The sequence below is a fragment of the Nitrobacter sp. TKz-YC02 genome (genome assembly GCF_049852135.1).
GTDB classification, from domain to species: Bacteria; Pseudomonadota; Alphaproteobacteria; order Rhizobiales; family Xanthobacteraceae; genus Nitrobacter; species Nitrobacter vulgaris.
This window is the reverse complement of the sequence record NZ_CP180728.1, coordinates 1,847,608-1,868,714: the sequence shown is the minus strand read 5'-3', so window position 1 is coordinate 1,868,714 and position 21,107 is coordinate 1,847,608. Positions and strand designations below refer to the sequence as shown.

Below are 21,107 nucleotides of genomic sequence, written 5' to 3'. Positions count from 1 at the left end.
GGCGAGCATATGACCGCGGCATTCACCTTTCCGGGGCAGGGTTCCCAGACCGTAGGTATGGGCAAGGCGCTGGCCGAGGCTTTTCACGTCGCAAAAGCCGTTTTTGACGAGGTGGATGCGGCCCTCGGCGAAAAGCTGACCGCCACCATCTGGGATGGGCCTGCTGAAACCCTGCAATTGACCGAGAATGCCCAGCCGGCCTTGATGGCAGTCTCTATTGCCACTCTCCGCGTACTCGAAGCCGAGGCCGGATTTTCGGTGGCAAGGGATGCCGCCTTCGTGGCCGGACATTCGCTCGGAGAATATTCCGCGCTGGCGGCCGCGGGCAGCCTGAGCATCGCGGATACAGCGCGGCTGCTGCGGACGCGTGGCCTCGCCATGCAGAAGGCGGTTCCTGTCGGTGCTGGCGCTATGGCGGCTCTATTGGGCCTTGATTATGAAGCCGCGGTCGCCGTTGCCGACGAAGCCGCGCAGGGTCAGGTTTGCCAGGCCGCGAACGACAATGGTGGCGGACAGGTTGTCGTGTCCGGCGACAAGGAGGCGGTTCATCGGGCAGTCGAGATCGCGAAGACCAAAGGCGCCAAGCGCGCGATGCTGCTGCCGGTGTCGGCACCGTTTCATTGCAGGCTGATGCAACCCGCGGCCGACGCGATGGCGAAGGCACTAGCTGACGTGGCGATCAGCACGCCGGTGGTGCCAGTCATTTCCAACGTACTGGCCGCCCCGATCACGAACCCTGACGAAATCCGCCGGCGGCTGATCGAGCAGGTGACAGGAACCGTCCGCTGGCGCGAGTCGGTCGCCTATATGGCCGAACACAGGGTGACGCGCTTTTTCGAGATCGGAGCCGGCAAGGTTCTGAGCGGACTCGTCAAGCGCATAGCGGATGGCGCCATCGGCGTGGCCGTCGGCGGACCGAACGATATCGCGTCGGCCAGGGAAGCACTAGCGGCCGCACGCTCGGCTTAAAAGACAAGGAGGAGCGATGTTCGACTTGACCGATAGGACCGCGCTTGTGACAGGCGCAACAGGCGGTATCGGCGGCGCCATTGCGAAGGCGCTCCATGCGCAAGGGGCGACGGTCGCGATTTCCGGTACTCGTCGGGAGGTGCTGGAGGCGCTGGCGGGTACGCTTGGCGAACGCGTTCATGTGCTGCCCTGCAATCTATCGGATACGGCGGAGGTCGAAGCATTGGTGCCGGATGCCGAGAAGGCGATGGGACGCGTCGATATTCTCGTCGCCAATGCGGGTGTCACACGGGACAACCTGTTTGTGCAATTGCGCGACGAGGATTGGGATGATGTGATCAGGATCAATCTGACAGCGACATTCCGCCTGGCGCGCGCGGCAACAAAACTGATGATGCGCAAACGCTTCGGCCGCATCATCGCGATCACCTCGGTGGTCGGCGTCACCGGAAATCCGGGGCAGGGGAATTACACCGCATCGAAAGCCGGACTGATCGGCATGATCAAAACGCTAGGCGCGGAATACGCGAAGCGCGGGGTGACAGCCAATTGCATTGCACCCGGATTTATCGCAACGCCGATGACCGACGCGCTGAACGAGAAGCAGCGAGAGACGATTCTGACGAAAGTCCCCGCAGCCCGCCTCGGAACGCCGGAAGATATTGCGGCGGCGGCGGTCTATCTGAGTTCGAACGAAGCAGCCTACGTGACGGGACAGACGATTCATGTCAATGGCGGAATGGCAATGATTTGAGGCGCTTTTGGCCCCGCCTACCGGGCTTGTGGTCAAGGCTTTCGATGTGTGATAACCGGACCAAGAACGGGTGGGCAAAGAACGCCATTGCAGGAATATGAAACCCTGTATATTGGCGGTGTGGCGGCTGCCGTCGTTTGCCGGTCCGCACCCGCACAAGGCGGAAAAGACCGAATCCTACACGACTGCAAATAGCGACAGGAATTAGCTAGTTTAATGCTCCACGATGGCTCGTTTGCGGTCGGGTCCAATTGAACAAGCGCGAGGTTTAATGATGAGCGAGATTGGCGAGCGGGTTAAGAAGATCGTGGTCGAGCACCTTGGCGTAGAGCCCGAGAAAGTCGTCGAGAGTGCCAGCTTCATTGACGATCTTGGCGCAGACAGTCTCGATACGGTCGAGCTCGTGATGGCCTTCGAGGAAGAGTTTGGTTGTGAGATTCCCGATGACGCGGCGGAGACGATCCTAACCGTCGGCGATGCCACAAAGTTTCTCGAGAAGAACGCGAAAAGCTGACGCTCTTCCGCGGTCTTACATGAAGCCGGACGGGTCGTGTTCGAACGGCCCACCGGCTTTTCCTTATGATTTGTAAGGAAGCTGGAGTTTTCCAGATGAGGCGCGTCGTCGTCACCGGACTTGGCATGGTGTCGCCGCTTGGCTGCGGAGTCGAGCCGACCTGGAAGCGCATACTCGACGGCATGAGCGGCGCGAAGCAGATCGAGACGTTCGACGTTACCGACTTGCCGTGCCGAATCGCTTGCGTCGTACCACGTGGCGACGGGACTGACGGAACCTTCAATCCTGACCTGTGGATGGAGCCGAAGGACCAGCGCAAGGTCGACGATTTCATTATCTTCGCGATGAGCGCCGCCAGACAGGCGCTCGACGATGCGGATTGGCATCCTTCAACCGACGAAGATCGTTGCGCGACCGGCACCCTGATTGGTTCCGGCATTGGCGGCCTTTCGGGTATCGCCGACACTGCGGTCCTCATGAAGGAGAGGGGAGCCCGCAAGGTGTCGCCATTCTTCATTCCGGGACGTCTGATCAACCTCGCTTCGGGATACGTGTCGATCGAACACGGACTGAAGGGACCGAACCATGCTGTGGTGACAGCCTGCTCGACAGGCGCGCATGCAATCGGCGATGCGAGCCGCCTAATCGCACTCGGCGACGCCGATGTCATGGTGGCTGGCGGCGCGGAATCGCCGATCTGCCGCATCGGCATGGCAGGCTTCTGCGCCGCGCGGACGCTGTCCACCGGCTTCAACGACACGCCGCAAAAGGCATCGCGTCCTTACGACAACAATCGCGACGGCTTCGTCATGGGAGAAGGTGCTGGTGTCGTTGTGCTCGAGGAGTACGAGCATGCACGGCAGCGCGGTGCGAGAATTTATGCCGAAATTACGGGATACGGCCTTTCGGGGGATGCCTATCACATCACGTCGCCGTCCCCGGACGGCGACGGTGCGTTTCGGAGCATGACCGCGGCGATGAAGCGCGCTGGCATATTTCCATCGGATATCGACTATATCAACGCCCACGGTACATCGACCCAGGTCGGCGATGAAATCGAACTGAAGGCGGTGGAAAGATTGCTGGGCAACGCCGCGTCAAAGATGTCGATGTCCTCCACAAAGTCCTCTATCGGCCATCTGCTGGGTGCCGCGGGCGCAGTCGAAGCTATTTTCAGCGTCCTTGCGATTCGCGACAACATCGCCCCACCAACAATCAATCTCGATAATCCTTCGGTGGAAACAGCGATCGATCTCGTCCCACACAAGGCGCGTCAGCGGGAAATCAACGTCGTACTGTCAAATTCGTTCGGGTTCGGCGGTACCAACGCATCAATTATCATGCGGCGCTCGCCAATTAACCTGTGATGGACGCAAATCCACTGTTTCGCCGCATTCGATGATAAATCCTAGAGACGGCCGCATGCTGTTGGCCGGGGCAGGGAATTCGCCGGCCGCGATTAAACCGACAGGATTTATGTTGCATCGATGACTGAAAGGCCGCCCATCTCTCCGCGCAGTCCGCGCGCCGCGCTTGAACCCGAACAGGTACCCCCACCGCCTAAGCGTTCTGCGCGCGTGCGAAACCCGCTGGTGGTTGCGGGCAACGCGATCATTACGGTTTTACTGATCGGGATGCTTGGTGCCGGCGGCGTTTTCTTCTACGGCAAGCAGAAGATCGAAGCGCCGGGACCGCTACAGGACGAAAAGATCGTCAACATTCCCGCCCGCGCCGGAATGAACGACATTGCCGAAATTCTCCAGCGCGAAGGTGTGATCGACGACAATCGCTGGGCGTTTATCGGAAGCGTATTTGCGTTAAAAGCGCGCGCGGATCTGAAGCCAGGAGAGTATGCGTTTCAGAAACAGGCCAGCCTGCGCGAAGTCATAGGCACTATTGTCGAAGGCAAGGTGGTGCAGCATCCCGTGACTATCCCAGAAGGCCTGACCTCCGAACAGATTATAGAACGGCTTTCGGAGAATGAGATTTTCTCAGGGACCGTTCGAGAGATTCCACGCGAGGGCACATTGCTGCCCGAGACTTACAAGTTTCCGCGAGGCACCAGTCGGGAGCAAGTGATCCAGCGCTTGCAGCAGGCCCAGAAGCGCGTGCTCGCAGAAATCTGGGAGCGTCGTGCCTCAGATGTGCCCGTCAAAACATCTGATCAACTCGTTACGCTGGCATCTATCATTGAAAAGGAAACAGGCAAGGCGGATGAACGCAGCCGGGTTGCGGCCGTGTTCGCCAACCGTCTGAAACAGAAAATGAAACTGCAGTCCGACCCAACGATCATTTATGGTCTGGTCGGAGGCAAGGGGACACTGGGGCGGCCGATCAAGCGCAGCGAAATTATGCAAGGGTCTCCATACAACACCTACGTGATTGAAGGGTTGCCGCCGGGACCGATCGCTAATCCCGGCCGAGCTTCGCTCGAAGCAGCGGCGAATCCGGCGCGAACCCGCGATTTGTTCTTTGTTGCCGATGGAAACGGGGGGCACAGCTTCACCGAGACTTACGAGCAACACCAGAAGAATGTCGCTCGGTTGCGGACCATGGAAAAGCAGATTCAGAACGATGCGGTTGAGCCGATGGAGGAGCCGGCGCCGGCTGTCGCGCCCGCCACACCAGAAACCGGCGCAACACAAGATGAGCCTGCCCCGAAGCCTGCGCCGCGGGCGCGAACCCGGCCAAACCGGTAGGGCGCTGTAGAGCCTCGCAGCACATTATTCAACAACAGGGATCGAATCAGACCGCATTCGGCCTGGTGCCTGATTCACCTTTGATCGCGCATCACCTTATCCAAAACCGGTTTCCATGTTCGCGTGAAAACGCATCAACCAAAAGCGCAGAACTTCGATTCTGATTCCATTAGAAGCGGATTTCACTCGGCCACAAAATTCTCTAACGTCGGGACGATCCGTTAAACGAATCTCACATCTGGGTGCTTCGGAGAAACCACGCGATGGCGTTGTCGAGCATGACCGGCTTTGCAAGAAGCCACGGCGCCAGTGGGCCGTATGCGTTCGAATGGGAGTTAAAATCCGTAAACGCCAAAGGGTTCGACCTTCGGACGCGGCTACCGACCGGCTGGGACGATATAGAAGCGACGATAAGGAAGCGCGCAGTACAAGTGTTGTCACGCGGAACGGTCTACGCCAATCTAACGGTGAAGCGCAGCAACGCGGCTCCCCTCGTTCGCGTCAATGAACAGGTCCTGGCATCTCTTCTGAAGGTCGCGCGCGATTTGTGCGGCAAAATCGACGCGCTCGCGCCGAGCATTGACGGTTTGCTATCGATAAAGGGTGTTATGGAAGTCGTTGAACCGGAGTCCGACGATGTCGAGGAACTCGCAGCAAAGACCGCCGTTGCTGAAACTTTCGAGCAGGCGCTGCGCAGCCTTGTTGATATGCGCGAGCGTGAAGGAGCTACGCTTGGCGGCGTACTGATGCAGCGCATGGATGAGATCGAGCGTTTCGCGCGCAGGGCAGAGGCCGCCCCTGGCCGTCAACCGGGCGCAGTGAAGGCGCGACTTGCCGAGCAGATTACCGCATTGCTCGACACATCGGACCGCTTCGATCAGGATCGACTCCATCAGGAAGCGATCTTGATCGCAACGAAGGCCGATATCCGCGAGGAATTGGATCGCATTGCCTCGCATATTTCGCAGACGCGCGAGTTGATCGGCAGGGGCGGTCCGATCGGACGAAAGCTTGATTTTCTTGCGCAGGAATTCAACAGGGAAGTCAACACTTGCTGCTCGAAGTCGAACGATCTCGAACTGACCAATGTCGGACTTGAACTGAAAAACGCCGTCGAACAGTTTCGCGAACAGGTCCAGAATCTGGAGTGATCGATGACTGCTCACGATCGGGGTTTCGACGGAGTCGAACGGCGCGGCCTGATGTTCGTGCTATCGTCGCCTTCCGGTGCCGGAAAAACCACGCTGTCACGGCTGCTGATCGAGCGCGTTGAGGGCTTGAGTCTGTCGGTCTCTGCGACCACGAGACCGATGCGGCCGGGCGAGGTCGATGGTCGTGACTATAAGTTCGTCGACGACGCGACCTTTGCGGCCATGGTCAAGCACAATGATCTGCTGGAATGGGCCGTCGTGTTCGACAATCGCTACGGCACGCCGCGCGCACCTGTGGATGCGGCACTGTCATCCGGCCGCGACGTATTGTTCGATATCGATTGGCAAGGCACGCAGCAATTGCGCGAGAAGGCACGGGCCGACGTGGTCAGCGTCTTTATTCTGCCGCCGTCCGCCACTGATCTGGAACGACGCTTGCATACCCGCGCCCAAGATGCCGACCATGTTATCCGCGAACGAATGGACCGCGCCACGCATGAGCTCAGCCACTGGGCCGAGTACGATTACATCGTCATCAACCAGAATGTTGATGACGCGTTTGCTGAGGTGCAGTCAATTCTAAAGGCTGAACGGCTCAAGCGCGAACGCCGAACCGGATTGACGGCGTTCGTGCGAGAATTGCAGCGGCAACTTGAGACTTAGAGATTCGCCTGTGATGCATCAGAAGCGAGGCTCTGTGATTTTGGTTTGACGAGTTCGCTTAGAAACCTTTCATTCGCCGCTACGTCGTTGCTCCACGTGATGCCCGAGACAGAATTTCCATGATGTCGCGAGATTGCGCCTCGATGTCCTGGCGTATGCGCAGCACGTCACTGCGAGAGGTTTGTGCAGTATCGGGCCCCTTTCGTTTCCAGGGCGGAGGGTAACCTTGGTCGACCAAATCCTCGATCAATCGCGAGTGACGGATTTGCAAGAGGCTGCCCAGATTCCCGAATCTGACAGCTGCAAATCCAAGAAACCCTGCTACGGCTAACGCGCCAGCGAGCCCACCCAGCAGCATAGATGACGAGTGGGACTGAATTTCAGCCTCGGGAGCGTTGACGACGGCTGAAGCAAGGCTTGGCTCGCTGCGTTCGCCGACCGCCTGAGTAGCAGGCTCGATTGTTGCCGCAGAGACCGGCGGGTCGGGCGTCTGCGGACCAGACGTGACTGCGGCTTGTACCGGCGGTTGCGTCGCATTGACGACCGGCACTGCGTTGATGGCCGGATCGGGCCACTGCGCGGTAGCGGTCGGTTGCGAGATATTCGTGTTTTGCGCAGGCTCGCCGGAAGAATCCCTCGTGGACGGCAGGGAGTTGGCGTCTGCTGAATCGTTCGCGCTTGTCGCGTCATCGAGCTCCGCATGAGCATTCGTGATGGACGGCCGGAGAGGTGGTGCGGACGCCTTCATTGCCCGTTTGTCCGACGCGGGAGCAGACGACGACAGCTTTGCTGCGGTTTCCAGCGCGGCCTTGCCTTCGCCGAGATACCAGCAGTGACGCTTAGTTCCCGGCTCGACGCGATAATGCCAGTGACCTCCGCGCGGAGTCGTCGCGCCCGGTTTTACCAGGCAAGTATCCTCCGCGCGTGCCGAGCTCTGAACGGCGATCGCAAGCATGCCGCCCGTGAACAAGGCGACCCCAAAGGTTGAGAGACGTTTCCCCAAACGGTTTGACATGCATATCCCCGATCATGACAAGATTCACGATGCTTTTTCTTTAATAGTCAGGAAAGACTTGGGTCGCATTGAGCCGCAAATCCGGAATGGTCAGGGCGTAATTGAGGCTGAATTACCTCTCTTCTGCCTACATTCTTACCTGCGTCGGCCACCTTAACGCAGGCGCGCGGTCTCGCGGCTTCGCGATATGGATAACATGTGCACAACAACACCGAACTTTACGGCGATTGGCGGCGCATCAACTCCATAACATCGTCTCAAATCCGCTCCGCTCTATTGCCGTGTATGTCCGCCAATTCACGAGCCATCGCAACGAAACCGGATATTGGAACCGTCTCTGCGCGCCGCGTGGGGTCGATGCCTGCCGCAGCCGCCAGCGACGCCGGATCAGCGGACAACGATTTGAGGCTCTGCCGTAGCATCTTCCGGCGATGCCCGAACGCCGCGGCGGCAACTTGCTCCAGCATCCGGCGGTCGCATGGCTCGGGGCTGTCGCGTGGTATCAGCCGCACCACCGAAGACGTGACCTGGGGTTGCGGAACGAAAGCCGCGGGCGAGATGTCGAACAGAATTTTGGTCTCTGTGCGCCAGTTCGACAGCACGGCGAGGCGGCCATACGCCTCGTCGTTTTCTCGGGCAACGATCCGTTCGGCAACCTCGCGCTGAAACATCAGCACCATGGCGTCATACCATGGCGGCCAGGGCTCGATACTGAGCCAGCGGATCAGAAGCGCGGTGGCGATGTTGTAAGGCAGGTTGGCGACGATCTTTGCACGCATCGTGCCGAGCAGGGGTCGTGGATCGAAGCTCATCGCGTCCGCGTTGACGATCGTGAGGCGGCCGGGATAGCGAACCGAAATTTCTTCCAGCGCGCCCAGCGCGCGTTCGTCACGCTCGATGGCGATGACGCGCATCGCGCCGAGCGCAAGCAGCGCCCGCGTCAATCCGCCAGGACCTGGCCCGATCTCGATGACGGTCGCATCCTGGAGTGGACCGGCGGCGCGCGCGATCCGGGCCGTGAGATTCAGATCGAGTAGAAAGTTCTGTCCCAGCGATTTTCGCGCCGATAACGCGTGACGTTTGATGACGTCGCGCAGCGGCGGAAGGTCGTCAATCGCGCTCATGCCGAACGCGTCGACGCTGCCATCCGCGCGGCGAGGCTCAGCGCAGCGATTAGACTCGATGGATCGGCGCGTCCCGTGCCGGCGATGTCGAATGCAGTGCCGTGATCAGGCGATGTACGGATAAACGGTAGTCCCAGCGTGACGTTGACGGCCCGATCGAAAGCCAGCGTTTTGACCGGAATCAGAGCCTGATCGTGATACATGCAAATGGCACAGTCGTAAGTCCGTCGCGCGGCCTCATGGAACATGGTGTCGGCCGGAAGTGGGCCTTTGACGTCGATTGCTTCGGCGCGCAGGATTGCGACGGCCGGTGCAACAATCGTCTGATCCTCGGTTCCGAGCGAGCCGTCCTCTCCCGCATGGGGATTCAATCCGGATACCGCGATGCGGGGGCTGGCGATTCCGAACCGCGAGCGTAGGTCTGCAACGACAATGCGAACGGTATCCACAATCATGCGGCTCGACAGCGTTGTGATCGCATCGCGCAAGGGCAGGTGGATCGTGACGGGCACTACCGCAAGATCGGGCGACCACAGCAGCATAACCGGTTGCGGCGCGTTGGAGTTCGCTGCCGCCAGTTCGGCGAGAAATTCGGTGTGGCCAGGATGGACGAAACCCGCCCGGTAGAGCACGCTCTTGGCAATCGGATTGGTGACCACTGCTCCCGCATGGCCCGCTACAACGTCGTTGACCGCATGGCGGATCGATCCGATCGCCGCGGGGGCGCTGTTGTCGTCGGGATGGCCGGGATGCGCGGTTGCCGGATGCCCCGTGGCGACAATCGGAAGTGCCTCATTGAATATCTGGGAAAGGTCTTTCTGGCCGACCTCCGCCAAGGAAAGATCAAGCAAGGGAAGATCAAGTCCGAGCAGCTTTGCTCGGGTCGCGATGAACGCGCTATCGCCAAGAAGATAGAAGGGAGGAACGGCATCGCTCTTGCGGCGCAGCCAGGCCGCGATCGTGATATCCGGTCCGATGCCGGCCGGCTCGCCCAGGGTCAATGCAATCGGCTTCACCACGCGGTGGCTCCAACGCGGCTTTTGATAGAATACACGTCGCCGTTCATGACATCTGCCGCATCACCCTGCTGGACACGGGAAACGTCATTTGTCGCCTTTCTCTGGACGACTCTCACGATATTCGATCATCGCGGACCTTCGAATATCGTCCAGGTAGGACTTGGACCGCTTCTCATACTTGTCGGCAAACATTTTTTCCCGAATTTCCTTTTTCTTCGGGGTGTCCACGCTGGTTACCTTCTTTTCGCATACCGCCACCATTTCGACGCCCTGCCGCGTGATTTCCGGTGGAGTCAGGTGCCCTACGGGCGTCTTATCGAGCAGATCTCGAAGCGTGGGTGGCAGGTCGGCGGACGTTTTTGTGACCGGATCGCGTAGGGTGGCATTCCGCATCGCCTTGACAGTGCGAACGGCGTCCGAGCAAGACTGAATGCGCTCGCGCAAAGAATTGGCCTCGTTGCGCCGCGCCTCCACCACCGGACCCGCCGCGCCGCGCGGAACGATCAGGACAACGGGACGCATCTGGTATTCGACCCCCTCGATTTTCGATTTATCCTCGCCGCCATTCTTCAGCGCTTCATTGACATCACGATCGCTCACAAGAAGACTTTCCTTGAAGCGGCCGCGCACAAGGCTTCCCCAAACCATATCAGCTCTCAGGCGCGCCTTGATCGTGTCCGGGCGAACTCCCTGAGAGCCGATCGATTTTGTCAGCTGTTCGGGCGACATCCCCATCCGCGCGCCCATGTTGGCGTATGCCTGATCAATATCCGTCGAAGTCGGGTTCACGCCGAACTTCTTGGCCTCCCTGATCTTCACCTTTTCGCCGATCAGCTCGTCGATCACCTCCTGCCGGGGTGGAGATTTGTGGGTGGATATTTTAATCAGGCGGATGCGCTGCTCGATATCAAAAGTGGTGATCGGCTCGCCGTTGACCATGACCGCGACCGACTGGGCAAGCAGCGGCGAGTTCAAGCCGACGAACGAAAGAAACACGAATAAGGCAAGACGGCTCAACGGCCGGAAGAGCAAGGTCATTTTCATGTCAGTGCGCGCGCTAGCAGTCTCTTGTCGACGGGGTCTGAGTTAATCAGGCGGCACAGCCTGCCCTTCAACGGGCGCGACTTGAATTTAGTGGATGCCAGATCCGGTCGACCCGCCGCGGGTCTGGCCCAAGGTTCTCAGTCCAAGCTGAAGCATAAAAGCATGGTTAAGCTGGGGCGGCGTTGCTCCCGCGGAGTAAATGTATGACGTCACGTAGTTGAGGCCGAGAACAAAACAATCGTCCACGTATCCCGCGCCGACTGCATACTGGTTGATTTGATTAGCTTCGAGATCCCAGCGTGCCGCACCCTGCACGACCCAGTTGGATGCGACCTTTATGGAACCCGTGCCCAAAAGACCTCGGCGCCTTGTGAGAAACCCGAGGCTGGGCTGCTCCGCATAATCGCCGTACAAGATACTCCCGGACCAACGGTAGAAACTGGCGCGGCCTTCGGCTTCGAAGCGCTGCACATTCAAGGTCGCCTCATCAATCCGCGCGCGGGTGCTGAACGTGAAGATACTGTTCGGCGAATAGTTGACGCTTGTCACGTAGTCGGATTGCGGGCGCTGCAAGCCGGAATTGACGCCGGTATTGGTGATATCCGCGACAGCAAACGAGTTCAGGCCGAACAGCTGATAGGACTGTCCGAACAGAAAGTTGATCGCGCCACCCTGATCGAATTGAGTCGTCGCCTGTGCGCCGACGTTGGCGCGGCCGCCACCCTCGACACGGTCATAACCGGAGAATTTGTCCACGCTGAAGAGGTTGCTGGCGTCGAAGACCAGGCTTTGCGCATCCTCATTCGGCAGCTTGCCCGCATAGCTTTCATTCGGACGAATGATGACCTGTGCGATCGGTTCGATCGTTGTGGTACCCCAGGGCTGAACGTTGATGAAGGGATAGCGATATTCGAGGCCCACAACGGGCATGAGGCGGAGTGCCTGCGTGGTGCCGGGCTGGATGAAATTGGACACGCCCGGCTGGTTCGAGATGTCAGCATTGATGGCGTCGGCGCGGAGCGAAGCGAACGGCGTCCATATCTGACCAAAGGAATCGGTGAACGACTTCCGCCACTGCGCCTGTGCGGTCAAGCGTGTATAGGTTCCCGGAATGCCTCGAAGCAAACAATTGGCCGGTGTTCTCGCCGCTGGGTCAGCCGACGTTGGCGCGCACACGAACGAGGTATTCGCCAGCGTCGAGATCGGATCGAACTGCGCCTGATCACGCGCAAGATTGACGAAGTTGAACTTGTAGCTGAATTCGCCGCCAATGACCGAATGGTTGATGACATTCGAATAGTCGATGACAGGCGCAACCACCGGAACCAGGCTCTGATTGCCCGAGAAGCTCAGGTAGTGGATCGCGCGGGCGTCGAAGTAGCTACGGTTACCGACGCCGGTCAGATAGAGTTGCGAGATCGCTTCGGTCGGCAGAGTCAGGAACGATTGCATCAAGTCCCTGTACTGCTTCAACCGGTAATCGGAGAAGAAGAAGTAGTCGCTTAACAGAACGCCATCCCAACCCCAGACCCATTTATCGTTCAAGGCAAACTGGCCTTTGGTATCCACACCGCCGCGGAAGTCCCGGTTTCCGGGACCCGAACCGAAGGCGTCCGGATCAAGCTGATTGATGCCATAAGCACGGATTTGATAGGCACCGTCCATTAAACGCTGCCTGAACTCGCCTTGCATCAACACGCCTTGTCGCGTGGTGAATCGGGGAGAAAGGGTCAGGTCGTAGTCCGGCGCGAGCGCGAAATAGTAGGGAACCTCGACCCCGACCCCGTAGGGAGAATAGGACGTAAAGGTGGGCACCAGGAAGCCGCTTTTGCGCTTCACAGTCGGATCTGGTGTTGAGAAGAAAGGCATATAGGCCATAGGCACGCCGTAGAATTCCAATCGGGCGTCCTCGAAGTACAACATCTTCTCGGTCTGATCGTGAATGATGCGGGCACCCTTGACCTGCCAAAGCGGGGGCTTTTTCGGATTCTCCCTGCAGGGCGCGCAGGCTGTATAGACGCCGTTCTCGAATACCGTGTAGTTGCCCTTGGTCCGATCGGCCCGGGTTGCGGCCATGCGCGTCGCATCGGCCGTGTCAACTCTCAGCGAATCGACGAAGCCGTCCCGGTAGTCGTCGCTCAAATCGAGGATATTGGCGTAGGTGACCTTGCCTCCCGCATCAGTCATGCGGATGTTGCCTTCGGCATGGAGCCGCTTGGTTTTCTGGTCGTAGATGACCTTGTCCGCCTCGACGCTCGTGCCGTTGTAGAACATCTGCACATTGCCGACGGCCGACACGCGAGAATTGTTGTAGTCGTAGTCGAGTTCGGTGGCTTGAACGAGCATCTGCCCGTCATTCTGAGGTGGCGGCGGCGTAGGCTTGGGCGGGCGCGGATTGTAAGTGAAGCTTTGTGCCACAGCCGGAGTAGTTGCGACGACGTCAATCACAGCGGCGGCAATCAGTCCGAGAACGGCCGCCGTCAGCGAGGCCGGAATCACGGACGCACCAGACCGACGGCGGCGCAGTGAGACGCGCCGCTCGCGAACAGGCGAGCGCTTACGGAGGGTGGCGATTTCAGCCACTATCCGTCCTCCTGATGCAGCAAGACCAAAAAGCCGGTGAGGCTGCCGACGCAGACCGGCAGCCACGCCGCAGCGATTGGATTCATCAGCTCGGCCTTGCTCAAATCCTCAGTTACCTTAGACAGGACATAGAGCAGAAAGCCCGAACCCACGCCACTTAAAACCATCTTTTGCACCCCGCCGAAGCGGAAGAAGCGGAGGCTCACCGAGGCCGCCAGCATCACCATTGCAGCCAGCAAAAACGGCTGTGCGATGAGTTTGTGGTATTGCAGCCGGTATCCTGCGGTTGCAAACCCTGAGCTCTCGGAGGATCTGATATAACCCGGAAGTTGCCAAAATGACACAGTTTCGGGGGTGGAGAAGCTGTTTTGGACCTGTGCCGGCGTCAGACTGGTCGGAAGGACGAAAGTTTCCTGCTCGACCGGCGGATTGTCGAGCGTAAACCGGCGAACGCCTTTGAACAGCCAGCGGCCTTCTTCCAAGGCTGCTTCGCGTGCCTCGATACGTTCCTTGAACTTGGAATGGGGATCGAACGTGAACACCGTGAGCCCCGTCAAGCGCACGCCTTGCTGCTCACTGCGCGCCGCATTGATGATCGCCTGACCGTCGTCGGTCACTTGGTTGATCCAGAAACCGGACGCGTCCTGGAGACCTCCTCCGGAGACACCGCCAAACAGTCCGGCCTCCATCCGCTTGGACAATTCACGCAGGTTGGCAGACAAAGGATTGTAGACCGTGGTGGCGAGGGCGCCGAGCACGATCGCGCACACGAGCGCCGGCGAGATAAATTGCCACGCCGAAACGCCGGCGGCGCGGGCCACCACCAGTTCAAGCTGCCGCGACAGTGCGAGATAGCACGTCATGGCGCCGATCAGGACACAGAACGGGGTCAGTTTCTCAAGGAGCTGGGGCACCCTGAAAAGCGATGTTTCCGCAACCACCAGTGCCGATGCCGACGCAAGCCCGGACGTCCTCCGGACCATTTCAATGTAATCGACAAGAACGAGTAGCAGAAAAATGCTGACGAAAACGCCGAGCGCAGCCACCATGAAGCGGCCAGCAAAATAACGACCCAACGTGTTCGTCAACATGCTCATGCGAGGGCCGGTCTCTTCCCCAGCAGGCGGAGGAGCCGCTCGTTCGATCTGTTGATCGCCTCCGTTAACGCGGCGGATGGTTCGAGCACGATTCCAGCAACGATCACCCGCAAGCAGATACCAATTGCCCCGAAAAGAAGCAGGTATTGCAGGAGCGCGGCCATCGGCGATTTCACAGTCATGACCGAAAGCGCGAAGCCTGCCATACGAAGGCCGAACACCGCCGCAATTGCCGCTCCCATGGAGAAATTGCGACTCTGGCGCGTGGTGCGCGGTGTTCCGAGGAATGCGAAGGTCAGCGCTGCAAAGGCAAACGGATAGATCGGGGCGGTGAATCGATCGTGAAGCTCGGCGCGGAATTGGCCACGCATCTGCTGAACCAGCGGGTCCTTCTGATCGGGAGCAATCAACTCCCAAAGGTAACGTTCACGAATGCCATAAATAACGTCATGCCCTCGATTGGAGAATTTCGACATGTCGAACGCATAGCGGTCAAACGCGACCATGGCCGGTTCGCGCTTGCCCGTCTCGAATCTCTCCAGGTGCCCATCTTCCAGAATAAGAAACGATCCCTGGTCGTTCTTCATCACCGTTCCGTGGTCGGCGATGATACTGAGGCGCTCTTCAGGATTACGGCGATCATCAATGAAAATTCCGGCGAGTTGGCCACCAGGCTGTCGTTCCCGAATACGAATTGTCAGATTCGGATCCAGTTGCGCAAATCGGCCGGGTTGCAGAACGTTCGCCAGAACGTCGGCGGTGATCTCGGCATCCCATCGCTTCAACCGACGCATCCCATCAGGCGCAAGGTAGGCCGCGATGAACGCCACCAGCAAGGCCACAATCACCGTTGCATAGATGAACGGCCGGAAGAGCCGAAACGGCGATAGGCCGGCGGCGTTCATCACGATGATTTCCGAGTCCGTAGCAAGCTTGTGGAGGGTGTGCGAGATCGCGATCATCAGCGCAATCGGGGAGATGATCAGCACCAGCACGGGGATAGCAAGACTGGTGATCCCCAGAAACGTCAGGATGGTCTGTCCCTGGCTTGTCATCAGGTCGATTCCGCGCAACGCCTGCGTAATCCAGATCACCCCTGTCAGGCTGACCAGGACCACCACAAACGACGCCAGCGTCGTCCGGAAAATATACTTGTCGATCGACCCCATCGGTCTGAACGATCCCCAATCTTTCAGGCAAACACATCCGGCAACGCCAGACCGCGACCGAGACGTCCCCAGCGTCCCGCCATGTTTTACCTGACTCGTCTCTCAGTACCATCCCTTTGATCTGTCAACAAAATGGCCGAGGCTTAATGTCCGTCGATTATAGTTAAAATCCGGAATATGTGACACTGCAGCCACGGCGGCGGGGGTTAATTGCGCTCAAAGCGAATTTGTAGCAACGGCGCCGAAAGCTGACACCGTGTTGAACCCTTGGCAGCGTTGCCGTTGACAGGTCATAGTCGCTAAGTCACACGCTGGCCCGATTTCGCGGCCGCACCACCCTGATCCTGGAGGTTTCCGATGCCCGACGCCGTCACGGTGGGCTTTGTTCCTGTTTCGACCGCTTCGCGCGGGACCCTAGTAGTATTTTGCGATGATGCGCTGAAGTTCGGCCAAGCCGCGAGCAAGGCTCTCGGGTCGTCAACCGCACTTGTCAAACGGGCGGCTGCAGCCAATCAGTTCAAAGGCAAAAGCGCGACGACACTCGATATTCTCGCGCCGGAGGGGCTCAAGGCTAATCGCCTGATCGTTGTGGGTGCCGGCAAAACCTCGGCTCTAAAAAGCAGCGATTTCTTGAAATTCGGCGGTGTTCTTGCGGGAAAGATTCGTAGCGATAACGGCGGCGTCACGATCATTGCGGAGCTGCCATCCGCAATGATGGGTCCGGATCAGTCGGCGTCGCTGGCTTCCGGTATCCGGTTACGCGCTTACAAATTCGATCGTTACAAGACGCGGAAAAAGGACGACGACGATGCGGTATTGCGCGCCGATATATCGATAGCGGTCGCCGACGTCGCCGCAGCAAAGAAGGCGTTCGCGCCGGTCAATCACGTTGTCGATGGTGTCATAATCGCACGCGACCTCGTGAACGAACCGCCGAATGTACTTTATCCGGAGGAATTCGCGCGGCGCGCGAGCCAGTTGCGCGCTATCGGGGTCGGTATCAACGTTCTTGACGTCAAGGCGATGACCAAACTTGGCATGGGGGCGCTGCTGGGTGTGGGGCAGGGGTCGGCACGGCCCAGCCGGACGGTCGTCATGCGCTGGAATGGCGGCAAGAAGGGCGAACCGCCCGTCGCTTTCATCGGCAAGGGCGTTTGCTTCGACACCGGCGGAATCTCGATCAAATCCGCCAGCGGCATGGAAGACATGAAGGGCGACATGGGCGGGGCGGCCTGTGTGGTGGGGTTGATGCATGCGCTCGCCTCGCGCAAGGCGAAGGTGAATGCCGTCGGCGTCATCGGCCTTGTCGAGAACATGCCGGACGGCAACGCGCAGCGGCCCGGCGATATCGTGACATCAATGTCAGGGCAGACCATCGAGATCATCAACACCGACGCCGAGGGCAGGCTGGTCCTTGCAGACGTGCTCTGGTACGTCGCCCGCAAGTTCAAGCCGAAGGTGATGGTTGATCTCGCAACGCTCACCGGCGCGATCATGGTGGCGCTCGGAACCGCCCACGCCGGCCTGTTCTCCAACAATGACGAACTGTCGGAGCGACTGACGAAAGCAGGCTTGGAGACCGGTGAGCGGGTCTGGCGGATGCCGCTTGCGCCTGAATACGACAAGCTGATCGACTCGCAGTTTGCTGACATGAAAAACACCGGCGGCCGCTATGGCGGCTCGATCACGGCTGCTCAATTTTTGCAACGGTTCATCGACGATACGCCGTGGGCGCATCTCGACATCGCGGGAACGGCGATGGGCGCTCCCAAATCCGACATCAATCAGAGTTGGGGATCAGGGTTCGGCGTGCGGTTGCTGGACCATCTCGTCGCGGAGCATTACGAAACGCAGCGATGACGGAAGTTCTGTTCTACCATTTGCAGAACATGTCGCTTGAAAAAGTTCTGCCACCGCTGCTCGAGAAAACCTTCGAACGCGGATGGCGTGCCGTCGTACATACAACATCTGAGGAGCGCGCCGATGCGCTCGATGCTCACCTATGGTCCTATCGTGACGATTCTTTCCTGCCGCATGCGACGTGGCGGATCGAGGACGCCAGCGAACAGCCGATTGTCCTGACAGTCGACGGCCGAAATCCCAACCGGGCCACCGTCAGATTTCTAATCGACAGTGCCCCACTTCCGGACAGTCCTGATACCTACGAACGGCTGGTGCTGATCTTCGATGGCGACGATAGTGGCGCGCTAGATGCCGCGAGGGCTGTCTGGACAGAGTGCAAGTCACGAGGGTTTGAGGCGACCTACTGGCAGCCTGACGAAACTGGACGCTGGCAGCGTCGCAAGTAGCCAGATAGAGCGGTTGTAATTTGATGATACTTGAAGCTTTCTGCTCAGACACTAAGGTCCAGTCATGGTCACGCCGCAAATAGGTGGTGGGACAGGTTTTCTACGATCCGTCGGGATAAAATTCGTCGTGAGACAGCCCAGATTTCGCCGAAGGGCCTTGATGTCGCTCCTTCTGATGGCGCCGCTTGTATCGGGCTGCGGCAGCGCATCGGATATATTGTCGTCAGATCTGCTGTCGAAGGATGCGGACTGGTTTTCGAGATCCGGCAGGGTGTTCGTCAAGAACGTTTCGATTGAAACACCGCCGCTCACGCCGGACAAGCCGGTCGCGCCGGACGACCTCATCAGTGCGGACGGTCTTTGTACGGGGATGGCGCCGCCGATCGGCGCAGGGGGATCCGGTGCACCCTCCGACAACGCTACCGCTGCTCCGCCAACTGCAACGGGTACGGTGGCGCTAGGTCATACCGAATGCGACGTGACGCGCGGCATCGGCGTGGCGCCAGACAATGTGAGTCTCTCCAACAATCCTGGGGGGGATCGTGTTGCAGTCTTGACGTTCCTGAGAGGACCACGCGCCGGAACTTATACATTTTCGGCGGGACGTCTGTCCTCGATCGAGCGGGCGCCTGAACTAGCAGCACCTCAGAAGCCGGAGCGGCGAGCGAAAAAACGGTAGGAGCGTGAGCTGGAGCTCCGCTTCTAATAGAATTAAAATCCTGGCTCTATGATTTTGATTTAACGCGTTTTCTTCACGCAAACCGGCATCCGCCGCGCTCGAAAACACTAAAGTTTTCAGCGGCGGTTTCGTCAGCCTAGGGCGTTATCGTAGGACGAGCTGGCCTCCAGCCATTCCTCCTCAGCGCGCTGCAGGGCGTCGACCGCGCTGGCCCGGGCCTTGGTGAGTTGCGCCGCCTGCTTGGGCTCACGCTTGAACAGATCCGGCAACGCAAGGGCGGCGTCGATTTTTGCGATGATGCCGGTGATTCGCTCGATCTCGGCCTCGGCGGCCGTAATCTTCTGTTTGAGCGGCGCGCGCCGTTCGATCCTCTCGCGCCGCGGCTTGTCACGGCCGTCGTCGCGCTCGCCAGACGACCCGCGGTCGCGACCGTTTGTGCGGAGGCCGCGTGCCGACAAAACCGCGCGGCGGTAATCGTCGAGGTCACCGTCGTAAGGAGTTACGGTGCGGTCTGCCACAACCCAGAGCCGATCGGCGCAGGCCTCAATCAGATAGCGGTCATGCGAGACCATAATGACAGCACCGGGATATTCGTTGATTGCTTCGGCAAGCGCGGCTCGGCTGTCGATATCGAGATGGTTGGTCGGCTCGTCAAGAATGATCATGTTGGGGGCGAAGAACGTCGCAAGCCCGAGTAAAAGGCGCGCTTTTTCGCCACCCGAAAGGCTTCGAACAAGGGTGTCGCCCGCCTTGCCTGAAAAGCCGATGCCCCCCACGCGAGCGCGAATTTTTGTTTCGGGGGCATCTGACATCAGTCGCCGCACATGATCGTAGGGCGAGCCGTCGAGGTCCAGTTCGTCGGTCTGATGCTGGGCGAAATAGCCGATCGATAGCTTGTCGGCGCACACCACTTTGCCGGCGAACGGTTGGAGCTTGCCGGCAAGCAGTTTGACGAGGGTGGACTTGCCGTTGCCATTGGCGCCGAGCAGGGCGATGCGATCATCCTCATCGATCCGTAAGGTTACGCGCTTGAGGACTGGCGATTCCCGATCGTAACCTACGACTGCCTCGTCAACGGCAATGATCGGCGGCGACAACAGCTTGTCCGGCACGGGAAACGAAATCTCGCGCACGTCTTGTGTCACCAACGCCGTCACAGGCTTCATGCGCTCGAGCATCTTCACGCGCGACTGCGCCTGGCGTGCCTTCGAGGCCTTGGCCTTGAAGCGATCGACGAAATCCTGAAGCCGCTTGCGTTCGTCGGCCTGCCGCCTGGCGTGCTTGGCATCGAGCATCTCGCGGGCAGCGCGCTGGTCCTCGAACGAGGAATAGGTACCCTTGTAGAGGGTGAGCTTGCCGCGATCGAGATGCAGTATCTGATCGACGGATGTGTCGAGCAGGTCGCGGTCGTGACTAATGATGATGACCGTGCGCGGGTAGTGCGCGAGGTGATCTTCCAACCAGAGTGTTCCTTCGAGATCGAGGTAGTTGGTCGGCTCATCCAACAGCAACAAATCGGGTGCAGCAAAGAGGGTTGCCGCGAGCGCGACGCGCATACGCCAGCCGCCTGAGAATTCCGAACAGGGGCGGGCTTGGTCCGCCGTTGAAAATCCGAGACCGCTCAGGATCGACGCCGCGCGTGCGGGTGCGGAATGGGCGTCGATATCGACGAGACGCGTCTGGATGTCGGCGATGCGGTGTGGATCGCGAGCAATTTCGGCTTCATGCAGCAGCGCGTGGCGTTCGATGTCGGCCTTCAGCACCACCTCGATCAGGCTTTCAGGGCCGTCGGGAGCTTCTTGTGCGAGGCTGCCGACGCGCCAGCGCGGCGGAACGGCAATGGTCCCCGTTTCCGTCGGCAGCTCACCGCGTATGGCATGGAACAGCGTCGATTTTCCGACGCCGTTACGCCCGACGAAGCCGACACGAGCGCCGGGCACGATCTGAACAGAGCTATGGTCGATCAGCAGCCGTCCGGCGATGCGGATCGAAATATCGGTGATGGACAGCATGGTTGTTTTTCACCGCTGCGCCGGCCAAACGCAACTCGTTTGTGGTCGTTCGGAAGCAAATGCGGCGAAGGCTTCAACCGAAACGAGACCAGCGCAAGGAGGTCAGCCGTGGGCGTCCTGCGCACTCAGCTGTTGCAACAGCATCTGAAGCCGGAAAGGTAGTTCAGGCTCTTCCGGCCGCAGGTCGGTCCGCAGCCGCTCGCCAATCGCTTTCGCGACCTCTTTGCTGGTCTGCGGATCAATCCGATCGGCGCTTTCAGCGATTCGGTCGGGCATTGTCGTTCAGTGTCCCTGCGGTGCGCTAGA

Annotated in this window: 19 protein-coding genes; 10 read left to right on the top strand and 9 right to left on the bottom strand. The window is 59.3% G+C overall.

What is annotated here, in order from left to right; translation table 11 throughout:
- Window positions 1-9 precede the first annotated feature (9 nt).
- The 7 genes from fabD (at window position 10) to gmk (ending at window position 6,750) form a co-directional block, all read left to right on the top strand.
- Window positions 10-969: an ACP S-malonyltransferase gene (fabD, locus tag ACM561_RS08840; RefSeq protein ID WP_425909508.1), complete on the top strand. Its 960-nt coding sequence runs from the start codon at window positions 10-12 to the stop codon at window positions 967-969.
- Window positions 970-985: 16 nt separating this feature from the next.
- Window positions 986-1,723 (top strand): 3-oxoacyl-[acyl-carrier-protein] reductase, encoded by a 738-nt coding sequence (gene fabG / locus ACM561_RS08835; protein WP_425909506.1) that lies wholly within the window; start codon window positions 986-988, stop codon window positions 1,721-1,723.
- A 274-nt stretch (window positions 1,724-1,997) separates the two neighbouring features.
- Complete coding sequence (locus ACM561_RS08830) at window positions 1,998-2,237, top strand: acyl carrier protein (protein WP_009799564.1); 240 nt, start codon at window positions 1,998-2,000, stop codon at window positions 2,235-2,237.
- A 95-nt stretch (window positions 2,238-2,332) separates the two neighbouring features.
- Window positions 2,333-3,604: a beta-ketoacyl-ACP synthase II gene (gene fabF, locus ACM561_RS08825; RefSeq protein WP_425909505.1), complete on the top strand. Its 1,272-nt coding sequence runs from the start codon at window positions 2,333-2,335 to the stop codon at window positions 3,602-3,604.
- Window positions 3,605-3,724: 120 nt separating this feature from the next.
- Window positions 3,725-4,936: an endolytic transglycosylase MltG gene (gene mltG, locus ACM561_RS08820; RefSeq protein WP_425909503.1), complete on the top strand. Its 1,212-nt coding sequence runs from the start codon at window positions 3,725-3,727 to the stop codon at window positions 4,934-4,936.
- 263 nt (window positions 4,937-5,199) lie between these two features.
- Window positions 5,200-6,087 (top strand): YicC/YloC family endoribonuclease, encoded by an 888-nt coding sequence (locus ACM561_RS08815; RefSeq protein ID WP_425909501.1) that lies wholly within the window; start codon window positions 5,200-5,202, stop codon window positions 6,085-6,087.
- A gap of 3 nt (window positions 6,088-6,090) precedes the next feature.
- Entirely contained in the window at window positions 6,091-6,750 is a 660-nt protein-coding gene (gmk, locus tag ACM561_RS08810) for a guanylate kinase (protein WP_425909500.1), read from the top strand.
- 79 nt (window positions 6,751-6,829) lie between these two features.
- On the opposite strand, the gene ACM561_RS08805 is transcribed toward gmk, so the two are convergent.
- From ACM561_RS08805 to lptF, 7 genes are all read right to left on the bottom strand, one after another.
- Complete coding sequence (locus ACM561_RS08805) at window positions 6,830-7,765, bottom strand: hypothetical protein (protein ID WP_425909498.1); 936 nt, start codon at window positions 7,763-7,765, stop codon at window positions 6,830-6,832.
- Window positions 7,766-8,022: 257 nt separating this feature from the next.
- The gene (gene rsmA, locus ACM561_RS08800) at window positions 8,023-8,889 is read right to left on the bottom strand and encodes a 16S rRNA (adenine(1518)-N(6)/adenine(1519)-N(6))-dimethyltransferase RsmA (protein ID WP_425909496.1); all 867 of its coding nucleotides are present in this window, start codon (window positions 8,887-8,889) and stop codon (window positions 8,023-8,025) included.
- Window positions 8,886-9,908, bottom strand: a complete 1,023-nt coding sequence (gene pdxA, locus ACM561_RS08795; protein ID WP_425909494.1) for a 4-hydroxythreonine-4-phosphate dehydrogenase PdxA — start codon at window positions 9,906-9,908, stop codon at window positions 8,886-8,888. The genes rsmA and pdxA overlap by 4 nt, the downstream gene beginning before the upstream one ends.
- 84 nt (window positions 9,909-9,992) lie before the next feature.
- Window positions 9,993-10,952: a peptidylprolyl isomerase gene (locus ACM561_RS08790; RefSeq protein WP_425909492.1), complete on the bottom strand. Its 960-nt coding sequence runs from the start codon at window positions 10,950-10,952 to the stop codon at window positions 9,993-9,995.
- An 87-nt stretch (window positions 10,953-11,039) separates the two neighbouring features.
- Entirely contained in the window at window positions 11,040-13,535 is a 2,496-nt protein-coding gene (locus ACM561_RS08785; RefSeq protein WP_425909490.1) for an LPS-assembly protein LptD, read from the bottom strand.
- A complete protein-coding gene (lptG, locus tag ACM561_RS08780) occupies window positions 13,535-14,632 on the bottom strand; it encodes an LPS export ABC transporter permease LptG (RefSeq protein WP_425909489.1) in 1,098 nt (365 codons plus the stop codon). The genes ACM561_RS08785 and lptG overlap by 1 nt, the downstream gene beginning before the upstream one ends.
- Window positions 14,629-15,801 (bottom strand): LPS export ABC transporter permease LptF, encoded by a 1,173-nt coding sequence (lptF, locus tag ACM561_RS08775; RefSeq protein ID WP_309773004.1) that lies wholly within the window; start codon window positions 15,799-15,801, stop codon window positions 14,629-14,631. Before lptF ends, lptG begins: the two co-directional genes overlap by 4 nt.
- Before the next feature lie 357 nt (window positions 15,802-16,158).
- On the opposite strand from lptF, the gene ACM561_RS08770 reads away from it, so the two are divergent.
- The 3 genes from ACM561_RS08770 (at window position 16,159) to ACM561_RS08760 (ending at window position 18,789) form a co-directional block, all read left to right on the top strand.
- Entirely contained in the window at window positions 16,159-17,661 is a 1,503-nt protein-coding gene (locus tag ACM561_RS08770; protein ID WP_425909488.1) for a leucyl aminopeptidase, read from the top strand.
- A complete protein-coding gene (locus ACM561_RS08765) occupies window positions 17,658-18,110 on the top strand; it encodes a DNA polymerase III subunit chi (RefSeq protein WP_425909487.1) in 453 nt (150 codons plus the stop codon). The genes ACM561_RS08770 and ACM561_RS08765 overlap by 4 nt, the downstream gene beginning before the upstream one ends.
- Before the next feature lie 160 nt (window positions 18,111-18,270).
- On the top strand, window positions 18,271-18,789 hold the full coding sequence (locus ACM561_RS08760) for a hypothetical protein (RefSeq protein ID WP_425909485.1): 519 nt from the start codon (window positions 18,271-18,273) through the stop codon (window positions 18,787-18,789).
- A 131-nt stretch (window positions 18,790-18,920) separates the two neighbouring features.
- On the opposite strand, the gene ACM561_RS08755 is transcribed toward ACM561_RS08760, so the two are convergent.
- Together ACM561_RS08755 and ACM561_RS08750 are read right to left on the bottom strand one after the other, a co-directional pair.
- The gene (locus tag ACM561_RS08755) at window positions 18,921-20,801 is read right to left on the bottom strand and encodes an ABC-F family ATP-binding cassette domain-containing protein (RefSeq protein WP_425909483.1); all 1,881 of its coding nucleotides are present in this window, start codon (window positions 20,799-20,801) and stop codon (window positions 18,921-18,923) included.
- Between the two features lie 102 nt (window positions 20,802-20,903).
- Window positions 20,904-21,077 carry a hypothetical protein gene (locus ACM561_RS08750; protein ID WP_425909481.1) on the bottom strand — a complete coding sequence of 58 codons (174 nt, stop codon included), beginning with the start codon at window positions 21,075-21,077 and terminating at the stop codon, window positions 20,904-20,906.
- Window positions 21,078-21,107 lie beyond the last annotated feature (30 nt).

Excerpts from the sequence above, each read along its gene's own strand:
- fabD (WP_425909508.1), top strand. The coding sequence starts at position 10 with ATGACCGCGGCATTCACCTTTCCGGGGCAGGGTTCCCAGACCGTAGGT.
- fabG (WP_425909506.1), top strand. The coding sequence starts at position 986 with ATGTTCGACTTGACCGATAGGACCGCGCTTGTGACAGGCGCAACAGGC.
- ACM561_RS08830 (WP_009799564.1), top strand. The coding sequence starts at position 1,998 with ATGAGCGAGATTGGCGAGCGGGTTAAGAAGATCGTGGTCGAGCACCTT.
- fabF (WP_425909505.1), top strand. The coding sequence starts at position 2,333 with ATGAGGCGCGTCGTCGTCACCGGACTTGGCATGGTGTCGCCGCTTGGC.
- mltG (WP_425909503.1), top strand. The coding sequence starts at position 3,725 with ATGACTGAAAGGCCGCCCATCTCTCCGCGCAGTCCGCGCGCCGCGCTT.
- ACM561_RS08815 (WP_425909501.1), top strand. The coding sequence starts at position 5,200 with ATGGCGTTGTCGAGCATGACCGGCTTTGCAAGAAGCCACGGCGCCAGT.
- gmk (WP_425909500.1), top strand. The coding sequence starts at position 6,091 with ATGACTGCTCACGATCGGGGTTTCGACGGAGTCGAACGGCGCGGCCTG.
- ACM561_RS08805 (WP_425909498.1), bottom strand. The coding sequence starts at position 7,765 with ATGTCAAACCGTTTGGGGAAACGTCTCTCAACCTTTGGGGTCGCCTTG.
- rsmA (WP_425909496.1), bottom strand. The coding sequence starts at position 8,889 with ATGAGCGCGATTGACGACCTTCCGCCGCTGCGCGACGTCATCAAACGT.
- ACM561_RS08790 (WP_425909492.1), bottom strand. The coding sequence starts at position 10,952 with ATGAAAATGACCTTGCTCTTCCGGCCGTTGAGCCGTCTTGCCTTATTC.
- lptG (WP_425909489.1), bottom strand. The coding sequence starts at position 14,632 with ATGAGCATGTTGACGAACACGTTGGGTCGTTATTTTGCTGGCCGCTTC.
- lptF (WP_309773004.1), bottom strand. The coding sequence starts at position 15,801 with ATGGGGTCGATCGACAAGTATATTTTCCGGACGACGCTGGCGTCGTTT.
- ACM561_RS08770 (WP_425909488.1), top strand. The coding sequence starts at position 16,159 with ATGCCCGACGCCGTCACGGTGGGCTTTGTTCCTGTTTCGACCGCTTCG.
- ACM561_RS08765 (WP_425909487.1), top strand. The coding sequence starts at position 17,658 with ATGACGGAAGTTCTGTTCTACCATTTGCAGAACATGTCGCTTGAAAAA.
- ACM561_RS08760 (WP_425909485.1), top strand. The coding sequence starts at position 18,271 with ATGTCGCTCCTTCTGATGGCGCCGCTTGTATCGGGCTGCGGCAGCGCA.
- ACM561_RS08755 (WP_425909483.1), bottom strand. The coding sequence starts at position 20,801 with ATGCTGTCCATCACCGATATTTCGATCCGCATCGCCGGACGGCTGCTG.
- ACM561_RS08750 (WP_425909481.1), bottom strand. The coding sequence starts at position 21,077 with ATGCCCGACCGAATCGCTGAAAGCGCCGATCGGATTGATCCGCAGACC.